The 14,465-nt window shown below is 41.2% G+C and carries 13 protein-coding genes and 1 other annotated feature; of the genes, 10 read left to right on the forward strand and 3 right to left on the reverse strand.

Annotated features, from left to right (window positions below):
• The first annotated feature begins 27 nt into the window (after window positions 1–27).
• From rpsP to ACU696_RS06755, 7 genes are all read left to right on the forward strand, one after another.
• Window positions 28–276 carry a 30S ribosomal protein S16 gene (gene rpsP / locus ACU696_RS06725; protein ID WP_004914031.1) on the forward strand — a complete coding sequence of 83 codons (249 nt, stop codon included), beginning with the start codon at window positions 28–30 and terminating at the stop codon, window positions 274–276.
• 18 nt (window positions 277–294) lie between these two features.
• Window positions 295–840, forward strand: coding sequence for a ribosome maturation factor RimM (gene rimM / locus ACU696_RS06730; protein WP_004914024.1), 546 nt, complete (start codon window positions 295–297; stop codon window positions 838–840).
• A gap of 38 nt (window positions 841–878) precedes the next feature.
• The gene (gene trmD / locus ACU696_RS06735) at window positions 879–1,643 is read left to right on the forward strand and encodes a tRNA (guanosine(37)-N1)-methyltransferase TrmD (protein ID WP_109911981.1); all 765 of its coding nucleotides are present in this window, start codon (window positions 879–881) and stop codon (window positions 1,641–1,643) included.
• Window positions 1,644–1,684: 41 nt separating this feature from the next.
• On the forward strand, window positions 1,685–2,038 hold the full coding sequence (rplS, locus tag ACU696_RS06740) for a 50S ribosomal protein L19 (protein ID WP_004264827.1): 354 nt from the start codon (window positions 1,685–1,687) through the stop codon (window positions 2,036–2,038).
• A 583-nt stretch (window positions 2,039–2,621) separates the two neighbouring features.
• Entirely contained in the window at window positions 2,622–3,716 is a 1,095-nt protein-coding gene (locus tag ACU696_RS06745; protein ID WP_042851650.1) for a 3-deoxy-7-phosphoheptulonate synthase, read from the forward strand.
• A 13-nt stretch (window positions 3,717–3,729) separates the two neighbouring features.
• Complete coding sequence (gene tyrA / locus ACU696_RS06750) at window positions 3,730–4,851, forward strand: bifunctional chorismate mutase/prephenate dehydrogenase (RefSeq protein ID WP_109911982.1); 1,122 nt, start codon at window positions 3,730–3,732, stop codon at window positions 4,849–4,851.
• A 316-nt stretch (window positions 4,852–5,167) separates the two neighbouring features.
• The gene (locus tag ACU696_RS06755) at window positions 5,168–6,736 is read left to right on the forward strand and encodes a methyl-accepting chemotaxis protein (protein WP_109911983.1); all 1,569 of its coding nucleotides are present in this window, start codon (window positions 5,168–5,170) and stop codon (window positions 6,734–6,736) included.
• A gap of 50 nt (window positions 6,737–6,786) precedes the next feature.
• Here the strand turns inward: ACU696_RS06755 and pheA are convergent, their stop codons facing one another.
• The 3 genes from pheA to bamD all read right to left on the reverse strand — a co-directional run bounded on the left by pheA (window position 6,787) and on the right by bamD (window position 9,787).
• Window positions 6,787–7,959, reverse strand: a complete 1,173-nt coding sequence (pheA, locus tag ACU696_RS06760) for a bifunctional chorismate mutase/prephenate dehydratase (protein ID WP_209102211.1) — start codon at window positions 7,957–7,959, stop codon at window positions 6,787–6,789.
• Between the two features lie 26 nt (window positions 7,960–7,985).
• Window positions 7,986–8,106: a sequence feature (Phe leader region), on the reverse strand.
• Between the two features lie 138 nt (window positions 8,107–8,244).
• Window positions 8,245–8,577 (reverse strand): ribosome-associated translation inhibitor RaiA, encoded by a 333-nt coding sequence (gene raiA, locus ACU696_RS06765; RefSeq protein WP_004913987.1) that lies wholly within the window; start codon window positions 8,575–8,577, stop codon window positions 8,245–8,247.
• A gap of 478 nt (window positions 8,578–9,055) precedes the next feature.
• A complete protein-coding gene (bamD, locus tag ACU696_RS06770) occupies window positions 9,056–9,787 on the reverse strand; it encodes an outer membrane protein assembly factor BamD (protein ID WP_004913985.1) in 732 nt (243 codons plus the stop codon).
• A gap of 137 nt (window positions 9,788–9,924) precedes the next feature.
• On the opposite strand from bamD, the gene rluD reads away from it, so the two are divergent.
• The 3 genes from rluD (at window position 9,925) to clpB (ending at window position 14,333) form a co-directional block, all read left to right on the forward strand.
• Window positions 9,925–10,902, forward strand: coding sequence for a 23S rRNA pseudouridine(1911/1915/1917) synthase RluD (gene rluD, locus ACU696_RS06775; protein WP_004913983.1), 978 nt, complete (start codon window positions 9,925–9,927; stop codon window positions 10,900–10,902).
• On the forward strand, window positions 10,902–11,636 hold the full coding sequence (gene yfiH, locus ACU696_RS06780) for a purine nucleoside phosphorylase YfiH (protein WP_109911984.1): 735 nt from the start codon (window positions 10,902–10,904) through the stop codon (window positions 11,634–11,636). Before rluD ends, yfiH begins: the two co-directional genes overlap by 1 nt.
• 123 nt (window positions 11,637–11,759) lie before the next feature.
• A complete protein-coding gene (gene clpB, locus ACU696_RS06785; RefSeq protein WP_004913979.1) occupies window positions 11,760–14,333 on the forward strand; it encodes an ATP-dependent chaperone ClpB in 2,574 nt (857 codons plus the stop codon).
• Window positions 14,334–14,465: the final 132 nt, after the last annotated feature.

Raw genomic sequence — 14,465 nt, forward strand, 5'->3', positions numbered from 1 at the left:
GTTGTTTTGTTAACTAATGAGGATGTTATGGTAACAATTCGTTTATCTCGTGGCGGCGCTAAAAAACGTCCGTTCTACCAAATCGTTGTAACCGATAGCCGCAATGCGCGTGACGGTCGTTTCATTGAGCGTATCGGTTTCTTCAACCCGATCGCTGCTGGTCAAGCAGAAGAACTGCGTTTAGACCTGGACCGTATTGAGCATTGGGTTGGCTTAGGCGCAACTATTTCTGACCGTGTTGCACAACTGGTCAAACAAGCTAAGAAAGCAGCTTAATCTGTCGCGGTGGTAACAATGAGCAAGCAAACTAAACTACAGCCACCTGAAAACCCAATCGTATTGGGGAAATTAGGTGCAGCGTACGGTATTCGTGGTTGGCTCAAAGTTTTTTCGTCCACCGAACATGCTGAAAGTATTTTTGAGTATCAGCCTTGGTTTATCCAGCGCTCAGGTCAATGGCAACACATTGAAATTGAAGATTGGAAACATCATAACAAGGATATCATCGTCAAGCTGAACGGGGTCGATGACCGCGATGCAGCTGCGCTTTTGACTAACTTTGAGATTGCGGTTGATTCAACCCAACTTCCTGAGTTAGAAAACGAATACTACTGGAAAGACCTGATGGGTTGCCATGTAGTGACGTTACAAGGCTATGACCTTGGTACCATCACTGACATGATGGAGACCGGTTCAAATGATGTACTGGTCATTAAGGCGAATTTAAAAGATGCATTTGGCATCAAGGAGCGGTTAGTTCCGTTTCTTGATGGGCAGGTTATCAAGAAAGTCGATCTCGATACCAAACTTATTGAAGTGGATTGGGATCCTGGTTTTTAAATCTCCGGTTGAACGGTTTTGATAAGTGGGACGAAATGATGTGGATTGGTGTAATTAGCCTGTTTCCCGAAATGTTCCGCGCAATAACCGAGTACGGGGTAACTGGTCGGGCAGTGAAAAATGGCCTGCTAACATTTGAGTGCTGGAATCCGCGTGACTTTACTCACGATAGGCACAAAACTGTTGATGATCGCCCCTATGGTGGTGGTCCAGGCATGCTGATGATGGTGCAACCGCTTAAGGATGCAATCAACGCAGCAAGAACTGAGGCTGGTGTTGGTGCAAAGGTTATTTATCTTTCACCGCAAGGGCGCAAACTCAGTCAAGACGGTGTTTGCGAGCTGGCAACCAATGAGAAATTGATTCTTGTTTGTGGCCGCTATGAAGGCATTGATGAGCGTATCATTCAAACCGAAGTTGACGAAGAATGGTCAATCGGTGATTACGTTCTCAGTGGTGGGGAGCTCCCCGCGATGGTGTTGATTGACTCAGTTTCACGGTTTATACCGGGGGTACTTGGTCATCAAGCCTCTGCTCAAGAAGACTCTTTTGCAGATGGTTTGTTAGATTGTCCACACTATACCCGCCCTGAAGTGTTAGACGGCATGCAGGTTCCTGATGTTTTACTTTCAGGAAACCACGCTAAAATAGATAGCTGGCGCATGAAGCAATCACTTGGCCGTACCTGGCTTAGAAGACCTGAGCTTCTGGAAAGCCTAGCTCTGACTGACGAGCAGAGGATGTTGCTGGCTGAATTCCAACGGGAATATCAGTCTGAGCAACAAATGAATCCAGACAATTAATTGTCTAAACATATCAGTTTACCTAGGGTAAGAGAGTTATTATGAGCAACATTATTAAACAACTTGAACAAGAGCAAATGAAGCAGGACGTACCTTCATTCCGTCAGGGTGACACCGTGGAAGTTAAGGTATGGGTCGTAGAAGGCTCTAAAAAACGTCTGCAGGCATTCGAGGGCGTGGTTATCGCTATTCGTAACCGCGGTCTGCACTCTGCATTCACTGTTCGTAAAATTTCTAACGGCGAAGGTGTTGAGCGTGTATTCCAAACTCACTCACCAGTCGTAGATAGCATTGCAGTTAAACGTCGTGGTGCTGTTCGCAGATCTAAACTGTACTACCTGCGTGAGCGTTCTGGTAAGGCAGCTCGTATCAAAGAGCGTCTGAACGCCAAGTAATACGCTTTCGCTACATCCGAAAGTTATGTTATGAGAGAGGCCCGCATTTGCGGGCCTTTTTACATTCACCACTATATTCGTCATACTTCAAGCTGTGGCGTTGTTGTCTTCTCTCGGTTACTCGGGTCATACTTATGTATGCTCCCCGAGATAACCTCGTTTGACGCCTAGCCACAACTCGAATTATTTTGAATATAGCTGAGAGAGTTTATTTCAAGTTGTAGCTATGTTGGCGGCACTCATTCGCACTAGTCACATGCTCCTAGCGTCTCATTCCTTTGCCGCCTTGCTACACCCCGAACTATTTAGAATATAGCTGAGAGATTAACATCTTAATCTGTAAATAAATATTTACTAAAAATTGGTGTTGAACTCTAATTTAAATATTATAAATGTTAATTTTATGTAAATTTATATATTTATCAATTCACTACTGTTGTGTAAATAATATTTTACATGTGTGGAAATATTTTACACAAATGGATTGAATTGTTTACGATGCATGGTATGTTATTACCCATACACTCAAACACAATACGTAAATAATAAACTAAGCAAATATAAGCTAATAAGTAGGTAAAAAATGATCATGCAAAAAGATGTACTCAACAATGTGAATATTCAAGACGAGCAGGTATTAATCACTCCTGAGAGTCTGAAAGAGAAATATCCGCTGAGTCGCAGCAACCTGCATGCCATTGCGACATCGCGCCAAGTGATTGCTGACATTATTCATCAACGCGACCCTCGCTTACTCGTGGTATGTGGCCCTTGCTCAATCCATGATGTGGATGCTGCTATTGAATATGGTGAGCGTCTGAAAGTATTAGCCGAAGAATTAAGTGATAGCTTATATATTGTGATGCGTGTGTATTTTGAAAAACCTCGTACAACCGTGGGTTGGAAAGGGTTGATTAGTGATCCATTTATGGATGGCTCTTTTGAAATGGAAAAAGGCCTGCATATTGCTCGTGACTTGCTGACTAATTTAGTGAATATGGGGTTACCATTAGCGACAGAAGCACTGGATCCTAACAATCCTCAATACTTAGGGGATCTATTTAGTTGGTCTGCCATTGGTGCAAGAACCACTGAGTCACAAACACACCGCGAAATGGCATCGGGTTTATCTATGCCTGTTGGTTTTAAAAATGGAACGGATGGAAGTTTATCTACCGCAATTAATGCATTAAAAGCAGCTGCCATGCCACACCGTTTTATGGGGATTAACCAATCTGGCCAAGTTTGTTTATTACATACTAAAGGCAATAGTAACGGCCATGTTATTTTACGTGGCGGTAAAATGCCAAACTACAGCGCAGAGGACATTGCGGCTTGTGAAGCTGAAATGAAAAAAGCTGGTTTAGAGCCATCACTTATGGTGGATTGTAGCCATGGAAACTCAAATAAAGATTACCGTCGTCAGCCATTAGTTGTTGATTCTATTATTGAACAAATTATTAATGGTAATGAATCAATTACAGGTATTATGCTAGAAAGCCATATTAATGAAGGGAATCAAACATCAGAACAAGCCCGTGACTCAATGAAATACGGTGTTTCAGTAACTGATGCCTGCATTAACTGGCAAACGACGGAAACGGTATTGCGTAAATTGCATCAGGCATTACTACCTGTGCTTGAACAACGTGCGCAAAAATTGAGTAAAGTGAGCTGATCAAGGTATTGGTATGTCTGTTGAGTTATCCCATTTACGGGAACAAATTGATGAAGTTGATAAATCGTTACTCGATTTATTAGCAAAAAGGCTGCAATTGGTTGCTGAAGTCGGTGAAGTGAAAAGCTTACATGGCTTACCGATTTATGTGCCTGAGCGCGAAACCAGTATGTTGGCCGCACGTCGCGCTGAAGCTGAGCGTATGGGGATCCCACCTGATCTGATTGAGGATATTCTAAGGCGGATCATGCGTGAATCTTACGCACGTGAAAATGATAAAGGGTTCAAAACATTGAACCCATCAGCTGGACCCATTGTGATTGTGGGCGGTGATGGGAAAATGGGGCGGTTGTTCCACCGCCTTCTGACTTTATCAGGTTACCAAGTCAAAATATTGAATGAAGGTGATTGGCCGCAAGCAGAGTCTATAGTTGCTGGTGCGAGCGTTGTGATCATCAGTGTACCTATTCACTTAACAGTACAAGTGATCAACCAACTGCCTAAATTGGATAAAAGCACGATCTTGATGGATATCGCGTCAATTAAGCAACAGCCCATAGAAGCAATGTTAGCTGCGCATGATGGGCCCGTACTTGGACTTCACCCGATGTTTGGCCCTGATATTGGTAGCGTTGCAAAGCAAGTATTTGCTTATTGTAATGGCCGTAGCTCGGAGTCTTATCAGTGGTTCCTTGAACAGCTATTAGTTTGGGGAGCTCGCTTGAAAGAAATATCAGCTGAAGAGCATGATAAAAATATGAGCTTTATTCAGGCATTACGGCACTTTACAACATTTACTTATGGACGAAATCTTGCTGAGGAAAATATCGATTTACAGCAACTGCTTGATTTATCATCGCCTATTTATCGTTTAGAGCTCGCGATGGTTGGGCGGCTGTTTGCACAAGACCCTCAACTGTATGCAGATATTATTATGTCTTCTGATGAAAACGTTGAATTGATACGGAGGTATCACCAATTGTTAGGGGACTCAATAATGCTACTTGAGAAAAAAGATAAAGAGGAATTTATCCACCAATTTAATCAAGTTAGCCAGTGGTTCGGCGAAGATGCCCATCATTTTATGAAAGAAAGCCAATCATTACTGCAACGAGCAAACGATAATCGAAAATAATCATCCCCGCCCTCTATCGTGTTTTATTGCGGTAGGGGGCTTTATCTGTGCTGTTAATGTATCGCTGTCTTCCATATTCTTCCATTTTAGTTAATCTCACTTGAAATCTTTATTTAAAATAAGTAATTGTACTTATATGTATAATTTCTATCGAATAATGTGCTAATTAGCCTAAAATTGAATTTATTCACTATTTAATTCCAAATTAATCAATTTTTAAAATTAATATTTATAAATCGATCGATTTATATGATAAAGATCTTATCTGTTTTACCGATAACACTACTCATTAAATGATGACTAGCGTGGTAAATATATGTTTTTTAAAAATCTCAAAATCAGTATGAAGTTAACGATAGCATTTGGTGGTTTTGTTGCGCTTATTATCTTAAGTTCAATATTTTCTTTAGCGAATATGAACCGGGCTAATGAAGGAATGAAGCAGGTACTTTATGAAAGCTATCCTATTGCTTCGACAGCCGGGCAGATGATGGATAACTTTTATTCTTTTATTGGGATCCAAGAGCTGATTTTACTTGATGACAGAGGTAGTGATAAGCGCCGTGAAGAGCTTGCTAAAATTACACTGAAAATAACAGAGTTGTTAGAAAAACTAGAAAGCAGTGTCACTGATGATCGTTCTAAAGAAATTTTGGCAGATTTACGCGTGATCCGCCAACAGTTCCATGCATCGCTGGCACGTATGAATGTATTCTTACAACAAAATAATCGGCAAGCGGCGATTGATGAGATGATGACGAAAACTTCGAGTATTCAGCGGGATTATCGAGATCACATTCAAACATTGATGGCAATTCAAGACTTGCAGATGCAAGAGATCGGCCGGAAAGTCAATGCAGACTATGAAAGTAATAAATTATTACTGGCTGTGCTCTCAATCTTGAGTATCGCTGCGGGCTGCGTAATGGGTTGGTATATTACGACTATTATTACTAGACCATTGGAAAATGCGGTTAATTTCGCTCAGTCAATTGCAAATGGGGATTTGACTAAAGATATTCAGGTCACCTCAAAAGATGAAACGGGTGTGTTGCTAAATGCACTTAATGATATGAAAGAACACTTGCTGGAAATCGTCCAAGAGGTTCAGCAAGGTTCTGAAAGTATTTCGGCGGCAGCAGGGCAAATTGTTGCAGGGAACCAAAACCTTGCCGCACGTACAGAAGAACAAGCCGCATCAGTTGAAGAAACGGCTAGTTCAATGGAGCAAATAACTTCAACTGTTCAAAATACGACTGAGCACACCCATGAAGCAAGTATGCTTGCAGATCAAGCAGCGATTGTTGTGCAAAATAATGGCGATATGATGAGCCAAGTTACGAACAAAATGCGAGCAATCAACGGTTCGTCATCACAGATGACAGAAATTATTAACCTAATAGACTCGATTGCATTCCAAACTAATATCTTAGCATTGAATGCATCCGTTGAAGCGGCAAGAGCCGGTGAACATGGGCGAGGCTTTGCCGTTGTTGCTGGGGAAGTGAGATTATTAGCACAAAAAAGTGCAGCTTCAGCGAGTGATATTCGCGGGTTGATTGAAAACTCATCGTCACAAACGCAAGAAGGCATGGAACTTGTTGAAAAAGCAACTCAGCAAATACATGGCATGGTGGATAGTGTAAAAGAGATGAATGCGCTACTACGTGAAATTGGGCAAGCTAGCCGTGAGCAAAGCGATGGGATCTCTCAAATTAATAGTGCAGTAGGGCAACTTGATTTAACCACACAACAAAATGCGAGTTTAGTTGAAGAATCTGTTGTTGCTGCGGACTCCTTAAATGAACAAGCATATCATTTGAAGGAGTTAGTGAATTATTTCAGAGTTAAATCGTCGAGTCATCAGCCTAAAGCAGCAATATAGTTTCCGCTAAATAGGCTGCACTGATAAAAGTGCAGCCAGATTATATTTTATTAAGGCGTGATCTTTTCAGGTTCAACAGGAACCACATTTTCGGATGGGTAGCAGCCTAATATTTTAATTGATCTAGTAATTGTTGAAAGTTCTCTCAAAGCTTGCTGCATATTATCTGAACGTAAGTTTGAATGAACATCTACATAAAACATCTCTTCCCAGGGCTTACCATTAATTGGCCTAGATTCTAATTTACTCATAATTATCTTATTATTTTTCAAAATAACTAATGCATCAACTAAGGCTCCAGCTTGTTGGCCAGTGGTAAGAAGTAGTGTTGTTTTAGCGGGGACTTGTTCAGTGACTTCAATTGGTTGTGGTGCAACAACAATAAACCGAGTCATATTAATTTGCTGATTAGCGAGGTTGTGTTCTATTACGCTTAAATTGTATAACGCGCCGCCGGCTTCACTTCCAAGCGCCGCTACACTCGGTGAGTTTTGGTCTGCGACCATTTGCATTGCAGTTGATGTACTATCACAATATTTTATTTCCCAGTGAGGGAATTGCGCTAAGTATTGGCTACATTGCTGGAAAGGCTGAGGGTGGCTATACACGGTTTTGATCTGGCTGAGATCAGTATTTCCTGTTGTTAAGAGACAATGGTTTATTGGGAGTCGAATTTCTCCAACGATTGATAATGATGTATTTTGCAGTAAATCGTAAACATCATTAATTGCACCCGAGCTGGTGTTTTCTATTGGCAAAATGCCATACTCCGCTTGCCCACTCTCAACTAATGAAAAAATATCTTGGAATTTATGGCAACTGCATTCAACCAGTTGGTCAAAGTGGCGAGCAGAATATTGGCGTGCAGCAATGTGTGAGTAAGAACCTTTCGGCCCTAAGAATGCGAAACGGGCAGTATCACTCGGGGGTAAATTTAAATGTTTTTGTAAAATCGCCTGTTGTGTAAGAACGGAGTCCTCAATAATCATTTGGAATAGGCGGGTGATATAAAAACCATCAAGCCCTAGCGGTTTGCCTTTGTTGATTAAAACATCAAGAAGCTGACGCTCACGGTCTTTATCACGAATAGGGCGGCTATCATCAATTTTTGTTTCAGCTACTTCAACAGCATAACCACGGCGCTTTGCTAAAAGATTTAGTAATTCACTATCCAGTTGACTTATTTTTTCTCTTACTTTCAATAAATTAGTGCTGTTTTCCATGCTGCCTACCCTGTTAATATTATGATATAAAAAAAGCCCCCTAGAGGGGGCTTTCTAATTTTGTCTTCTTTTCTTTCTCGAACGACAAAAGCCCCTAATTAGGAGTTGCTAAAAAAGAAGAAAAAGAAAACAAAATTAAGATTCATATGAATACCTTTAGTCGATTCAATTTAAATAAACCCGATACTCACTAAGAAGTCAATAGGTAAGGATCAGAAACATAAAAAACGCGCCCATAGCGAGCGCGTTTACAAGGTTCAAGATTAGTTGATAGATAATATAAAATTATAACGTAACAGTATTATTCGCTTCTTTTACACTATTATATGCTCTTCTTGATTCTCCTTTATGTTGCACTTTATTAAGTTGTCTTTCGAGTTTGTTAATTAGTTCATTAATTGCAACGTACATATCTTCATGCTTGGCACTTGCGACCAATTTTCCTGTCGCTGTTTTTATGTTGGCATCAACCATAAAACCTTGTGGCTCTTTTGATAAAACAACATGCGTATTTATCAAGGATGCTTGCCACTTATCGAGTTTTGTTAGACGGCTCTCAATGTGCTCACGAATCGCTGGGGTAATGTCCATTTGTTTGCTAGTAATGTTCACTATCATATAGTTACCTCTCATTGTTTCCGTCTTTGTTGAGTTCAGAATACCCGTTCTTGCTAAGAAAAAATTGATATAGATCACATCTCATTCAGAGGAAGAGTAGCGCTCATCCGAAGTGTGATTTCACGTAAAAAAGGGGCGAAAAAGCATTGCCAAAATGAATTGATTAAGGGAAACTGGCTGGGTTGGCTAACGGAACGGTAATTAGCCGGAGTTTTTTTTGGGTTAAAATTAGCACACTAAATGGGCAAGCAACTAAATCGCCGTTAGCAAAGAAAACAGCAGCCTTGGCTGCTGTTCAGACTGCGGACAAACATATTATGTTTGGCAGCAAGTTTAATCGGTTATTGAAAATAAATTAGGAAAATCAATGAATTGATTTTCGGCTGATAACACAAAGCGGGAAAAACCACGCTTTTATCCCGCTTTGTCAACAACCTAAACAGCAGCCTTGGCCGCTGTTTTCGATCTCACGATGATATTATTGTGGGTTTGCAGCAATAATACTCGCAACTTTATTCGCTTCTTGGTTTAGCCCCATCTCATTATAAGCAATTTCCATGTATGCTAAGGCATTACGTGTTGCTTCTGTGTCTGGGTAGTCTTTTAGCATTTGTTGAACACGATTAACAACCGCGACATAAGCACCGCGTTTGTTGTAGTATTCGACAACAGAAAGATCGAATTTTGCTAAACGGTCTTTTAAGTAAACTAATCGCTTACTCGCATCATTGGAATATAAGCTGTTAGGATAGTAGCGAACTAGCTGACTGAAATCTTTGAATGCAACTCGTGCATGCTGTGGATCTCTGTCTGAGCGGTCAATACCAAAGAGGCCTTGCAATAAGCTATCATCCAAGGCCATCGCGGTTAAGCCTCGCATATAGAGGACATAATCAATATTTGGATGAGTTGGGTTCAAACGCATGAAACGGTCAATCGCGGCTATCGCCATTGGCAGCTCTGCTGATTTATAATATGCATAAATCAGGTCTAATTGAACCTGCTGAGCATATGGACCAAATGGATAACGGTTATCAAGAGCTTCAAATTGTTTAATCGCTGCTTTAAAATTGCCGTCCTGTAGTTTTTGCTGACCCGTTGCATATATTTCAGCAGGGGAGCTATCAGGGCTGACTTCAGGAGTGCTGGAACAGCCGACTAAAATCAGGCTCAACGTGGCTGCAGCCACCAGATTTTTCATACGTATCATCACGTGTAGGTTATCCTCTGAGTGTTTCGAGGGAGTCTATCCATAAGGCTCCCGGCAAAATTCGAGTTACAATAGCATATATTTTAAATGAAACGGCACTGCCGTCAAAACACAAACACCAAAAAGTAGATTAATTTATGGCTCAACAAGTACAACTTAGTGCAACTATCGCTGAATCACAGCTTGGTCAACGTTTAGATCAGGCTTTGGCCGAATTGTTCCCTGATTATTCACGTTCTCGCATAAAAGAATGGATTTTAGCTGATAGAGTGCAGGTTAATGGCAAAGTTATCAATAAGCCAAAAGAAAAAGTTTTCGGCAGTGAACAAATTTTAATCGATGCCCTCATTGAAGAAGATAATCGCTGGGAACCACAAGATATCCCACTTAATGTGATTTATGAAGATGAAGATATCCTAATTATTAATAAACCGCGTGATTTAGTTGTCCACCCCGGGGCAGGAAACCCAGATGGCACAATTCTGAATGCGTTATTATATCGTTATCCTGAAATTGCAGATGTGCCAAGGGCGGGTATTGTTCATCGTTTAGATAAAGACACAACAGGCTTAATGGTTGTCGCAAAAACCGTTCCAGCTCAAACACACCTTGTCGAAGCATTGCAACGTAGAGAAATTACGCGTGAATATGAAGCAGTTGCGGTCGGTCGTATGACCGCGGGCGGTATGGTAGAAGAACCTATCTCTCGCCATCCAACTAAACGAACTCATATGGCTGTACACCCAATGGGCAAACCAGCCATAACGCATTATCGTGTAATGGAACACTTTAGAGCTCATACTCGTTTACGTTTACGTCTGGAAACGGGTAGAACACACCAAATTCGAGTTCATATGGCCCATATCAATCATCCCTTAATTGGTGATCCTTTATACGGTGGGCGGCCGCGTCCATTAAAAGGGGCGACAGAGGAGTTTTTAGAGGTCATGCGTAATTTTGATAGGCAAGCACTGCACGCCACCATGTTGCGTTTATATCACCCAATCTCAGGTATTCAAATGGAGTGGCATGCACCGTTACCTGATGATATGGTTAAGCTTATTGAAGCTCTAAAAGCAGATACTGAACTGCATAAAGACGATATGGACTGGTAATGAATACATTGATTTTCCCTGATTGGCCACAACCTAAAAATATAGCTAGCTGTAGTACAACTCGTACAGGTGGTGTGAGCCAACCACCTTTTGATAGCTTGAATTTAGGTGATCATGTTGGGGATGTTCCCAATGCTGTCAGTGAAAATCGTCAACGCCTTGAAAAACTTGCTCAGCTACCACAACAGCCTGTATGGCTTGAGCAAGTGCATGGTACTGATGTGCTACATCTTGTTGGGAATAAAATTCACAATAGGCAAGCGGATGCAGTGTATAGCAACCAGGTTGGCCAAGTTTGTGCCATTATGACGGCGGATTGCTTGCCTGTGTTATTTACTAATCAAGCCGGAACGGAAGTAGCCGCCGCCCATGCAGGGTGGCGTGGGTTATGTCATGGAGTCCTTGAAAATACAGTTGCTCAATTTATTTGTCCTGCAAATGAAATTATCGCTTGGCTTGGCCCAGCTATTGGTGCTAAGAAATTTGAAGTCGGCAAGGAAGTCAAAGAGGCTTTTGTTAATCAATCGTCTGATTTAGCCTCTGCTTTTATTCCTTATAACAATAAATATCTAGCTGATATTTATTTGTTAGCGCGTAAAAGACTACAAGCTGCTGGCGTAACGAAAGTGTATGGCGGTGATTTTTGTACCGTAACAGATGAAAACAGATTTTTTTCCTATCGAAGGGAAGGAAAGACTGGCAGAATGGCTTCATTAATATGGATAAACACCTAGTCTTGGTGTTTTATTCTAAATTAATGGATATTATGAAAATAATTCCTTGCAAAACTTGAATATTTAAAAACTGACCTCATCTAGTATCCAGTAGCAAATTTAATCTCATTTATTGGAGGTGTTATGCGTCTGGACCGTTTAACTAATAAATTCCAGCAAGCTCTCGCTGACGCCCAATCACTAGCCCTTGGGCGCGAAAACCAGTTTATAGAACCTATTCATCTATTAAGTGCCCTGTTTAATCAAGAAGGGGGTACCGTTCGTCCATTGCTGACGACGTTAGGCGTGAATGCCGTACAATTCCAGCAAAAAGTCGAAGATGCGCTAGGTCGTTTACCTCAAGTGCAAGGTGTAGCGGGAGATGTTCAACCATCAAGTGACTTAATGCGTCATTTGAATTTATGTGATCAGTTGGCACAAAAGCACGGAGATGAATTTATCTCCTCAGAATTATTTCTTGTCGCCGCTTTAGAAGCCAATACGACATTAGCAGACATGCTCAAAGCAGCAGGTGTTAATAAAGATAATTTAAAAAAGGCAATAGAACAGATGCGTGGTGGAGAAAAAGTGAATGACCAAAGCGCTGAAGACCAGCGCCAAGCCTTGAAAAAATATACGGTTGATTTAACTGAACGTGCAGAGCAAGGCAAATTAGACCCTGTGATTGGCCGAGATGAAGAAATTCGTCGTACCATTCAAGTATTGCAACGCCGTACTAAAAATAATCCCGTGCTGATTGGTGAGCCAGGTGTTGGTAAAACAGCGATTGTTGAAGGGTTAGCACAACGTATCGTAAATGGTGAAATTCCAGAAGGGTTAAAAAACAAACGGGTATTATCCCTAGATATGGGGGCACTGATTGCGGGTGCGAAATATCGTGGTGAGTTTGAGGAGCGTCTGAAAGCCGTTCTAAATGACCTCGCCAAACAGGAAGGTAACGTCATTCTATTTATTGACGAGCTACATACTATGGTTGGTGCAGGTAAAGCCGATGGTGCGATGGATGCGGGCAACATGTTAAAACCTGCGTTGGCTCGTGGTGAATTACACTGCGTTGGTGCAACCACATTGGATGAGTATCGACAATACATTGAGAAAGACCCTGCTTTAGAACGTCGTTTCCAAAAAGTGTATGTCGCAGAGCCATCCGTTGAAGACACAATTGCTATTTTACGTGGCTTAAAAGAACGTTATGAATTGCATCACCATGTGCAAATAACTGACCCAGCGATTGTGGCAGCGGCAACGTTATCGCATCGGTATATTACTGACCGCATGTTACCCGATAAAGCGATTGATTTAATTGATGAAGCGGGTGCAAGTTTACGTATGCAAATGGATTCAAAACCTGAATCCTTAGATAGGCTGGAACGTCGTATTATTCAGCTCAAACTCGAACAGCAAGCGCTGAAAAAAGAATCAGATGACGCAAGTAAAAAACGCCTTGAGATGTTAGAAGAAGAGCTCGCAGAGAAAGAGCGTGAATATTCTGCGTTAGAAGAAGAATGGAAAGCTGAAAAAGCATCATTAACGGGTACTCAGCATATTAAAGCTGAACTTGAAAATACACGTATCGAGATGGAAAAAGCACGCCGTATGGGTGATTTGGCAAAAATGTCCGAATTGCAATACGGTAAAATTCCAGAGTTGGAAAAACAGCTTGAAGCGGCAACGAAAGCTGAAGGTAAAAGCATGAAACTGTTACGTAATAAAGTAACAGATGTTGAAATTGCAGAAATCTTAGCGCGTTGGACTGGCATTCCTGTATCTCGAATGCTAGAAAGCGAAAGAGAGAAACTGTTACGTATGGAACAGCAACTCCATCAGCGTGTTATTGGACAAGATGAAGCTGTAGTTGCAGTATCGAATGCAATTCGTCGTAGTCGTGCAGGGTTATCAGATCCGAACCGCCCAATTGGCTCGTTTATGTTCTTAGGGCCAACAGGGGTAGGTAAAACTGAGTTATGTAAAGCGTTAGCAAACTTTATGTTTGATAGCGATGATGCAATGGTTCGTATCGACATGTCTGAATTTATGGAAAAACATGCGGTATCACGTTTAGTGGGCGCACCTCCTGGATATGTTGGTTACGAAGAAGGTGGGTATTTAACTGAAGCAGTTCGACGTCGTCCTTACTCAGTCATTTTATTGGATGAAGTTGAGAAAGCACACCCTGATGTTTTCAACATTTTATTACAAGTGCTTGATGATGGACGTTTAACGGATGGGCAAGGTAGAACGGTAGACTTCCGTAATACAGTAATCATCATGACATCCAACTTGGGTTCTGACTTAATCCAAGAAAGGTTTGGCATGATTGGTTACTCAGAAATGAAAGATATGGTGATGGAAGTGGTGTCCCATAGTTTCAGACCTGAATTTATTAACCGTATAGATGAAGTCGTTGTATTCCATCCATTAGGTAAAGAGCAAATTACGAATATTGCCAATATTCAATTGGCTCGTTTATATAAACGTCTTGAAGAGCACGGTTATGAAGTCAGTGCAACACCAGCGGCACTTGAGAAAATTGGGGAGGCTGGTTTTGACCCAATCTTCGGAGCAAGGCCGTTGAAACGTGCAATTCAGCAGGAAATTGAAAACCCTCTGGCACAAGAAATCTTGTCAGGTAAGTTATTGCCAGGTAAACCTGTCATTTTAGATGTAGAAAATGACGAAATCGTTGCTAAACAGTAATTGATGTTATTGTGAAATCAAAAGGTGGCTAATAATAGCCACCTTTTTTATATCAAATTACGTATAAAACCGCTTTTTTTGTTTGAGAAATGTACGTAAAGTATAAAATACCATCACTTAAAAATTATTTTC

It is taken from the genome of Providencia sp. PROV_01, assembly GCF_053098325.1.

What these genes read in the sequence shown, in the direction of transcription:
- rpsP (WP_004914031.1), top strand. Translation starts at nt 28, where the DNA reads ATGGTAACAATTCGTTTATCTCGTGGCGGCGCTAAAAAACGTCCGTTC.
- rimM (WP_004914024.1), top strand. Translation starts at nt 295, where the DNA reads ATGAGCAAGCAAACTAAACTACAGCCACCTGAAAACCCAATCGTATTG.
- trmD (WP_109911981.1), top strand. Translation starts at nt 879, where the DNA reads ATGTGGATTGGTGTAATTAGCCTGTTTCCCGAAATGTTCCGCGCAATA.
- rplS (WP_004264827.1), top strand. Translation starts at nt 1,685, where the DNA reads ATGAGCAACATTATTAAACAACTTGAACAAGAGCAAATGAAGCAGGAC.
- ACU696_RS06745 (WP_042851650.1), top strand. Translation starts at nt 2,622, where the DNA reads ATGATCATGCAAAAAGATGTACTCAACAATGTGAATATTCAAGACGAG.
- tyrA (WP_109911982.1), top strand. Translation starts at nt 3,730, where the DNA reads ATGTCTGTTGAGTTATCCCATTTACGGGAACAAATTGATGAAGTTGAT.
- ACU696_RS06755 (WP_109911983.1), top strand. Translation starts at nt 5,168, where the DNA reads ATGTTTTTTAAAAATCTCAAAATCAGTATGAAGTTAACGATAGCATTT.
- pheA (WP_209102211.1), bottom strand. Translation starts at nt 7,959, where the DNA reads ATGGAAAACAGCACTAATTTATTGAAAGTAAGAGAAAAAATAAGTCAA.
- raiA (WP_004913987.1), bottom strand. Translation starts at nt 8,577, where the DNA reads ATGATAGTGAACATTACTAGCAAACAAATGGACATTACCCCAGCGATT.
- bamD (WP_004913985.1), bottom strand. Translation starts at nt 9,787, where the DNA reads ATGATACGTATGAAAAATCTGGTGGCTGCAGCCACGTTGAGCCTGATT.
- rluD (WP_004913983.1), top strand. Translation starts at nt 9,925, where the DNA reads ATGGCTCAACAAGTACAACTTAGTGCAACTATCGCTGAATCACAGCTT.
- yfiH (WP_109911984.1), top strand. Translation starts at nt 10,902, where the DNA reads ATGAATACATTGATTTTCCCTGATTGGCCACAACCTAAAAATATAGCT.
- clpB (WP_004913979.1), top strand. Translation starts at nt 11,760, where the DNA reads ATGCGTCTGGACCGTTTAACTAATAAATTCCAGCAAGCTCTCGCTGAC.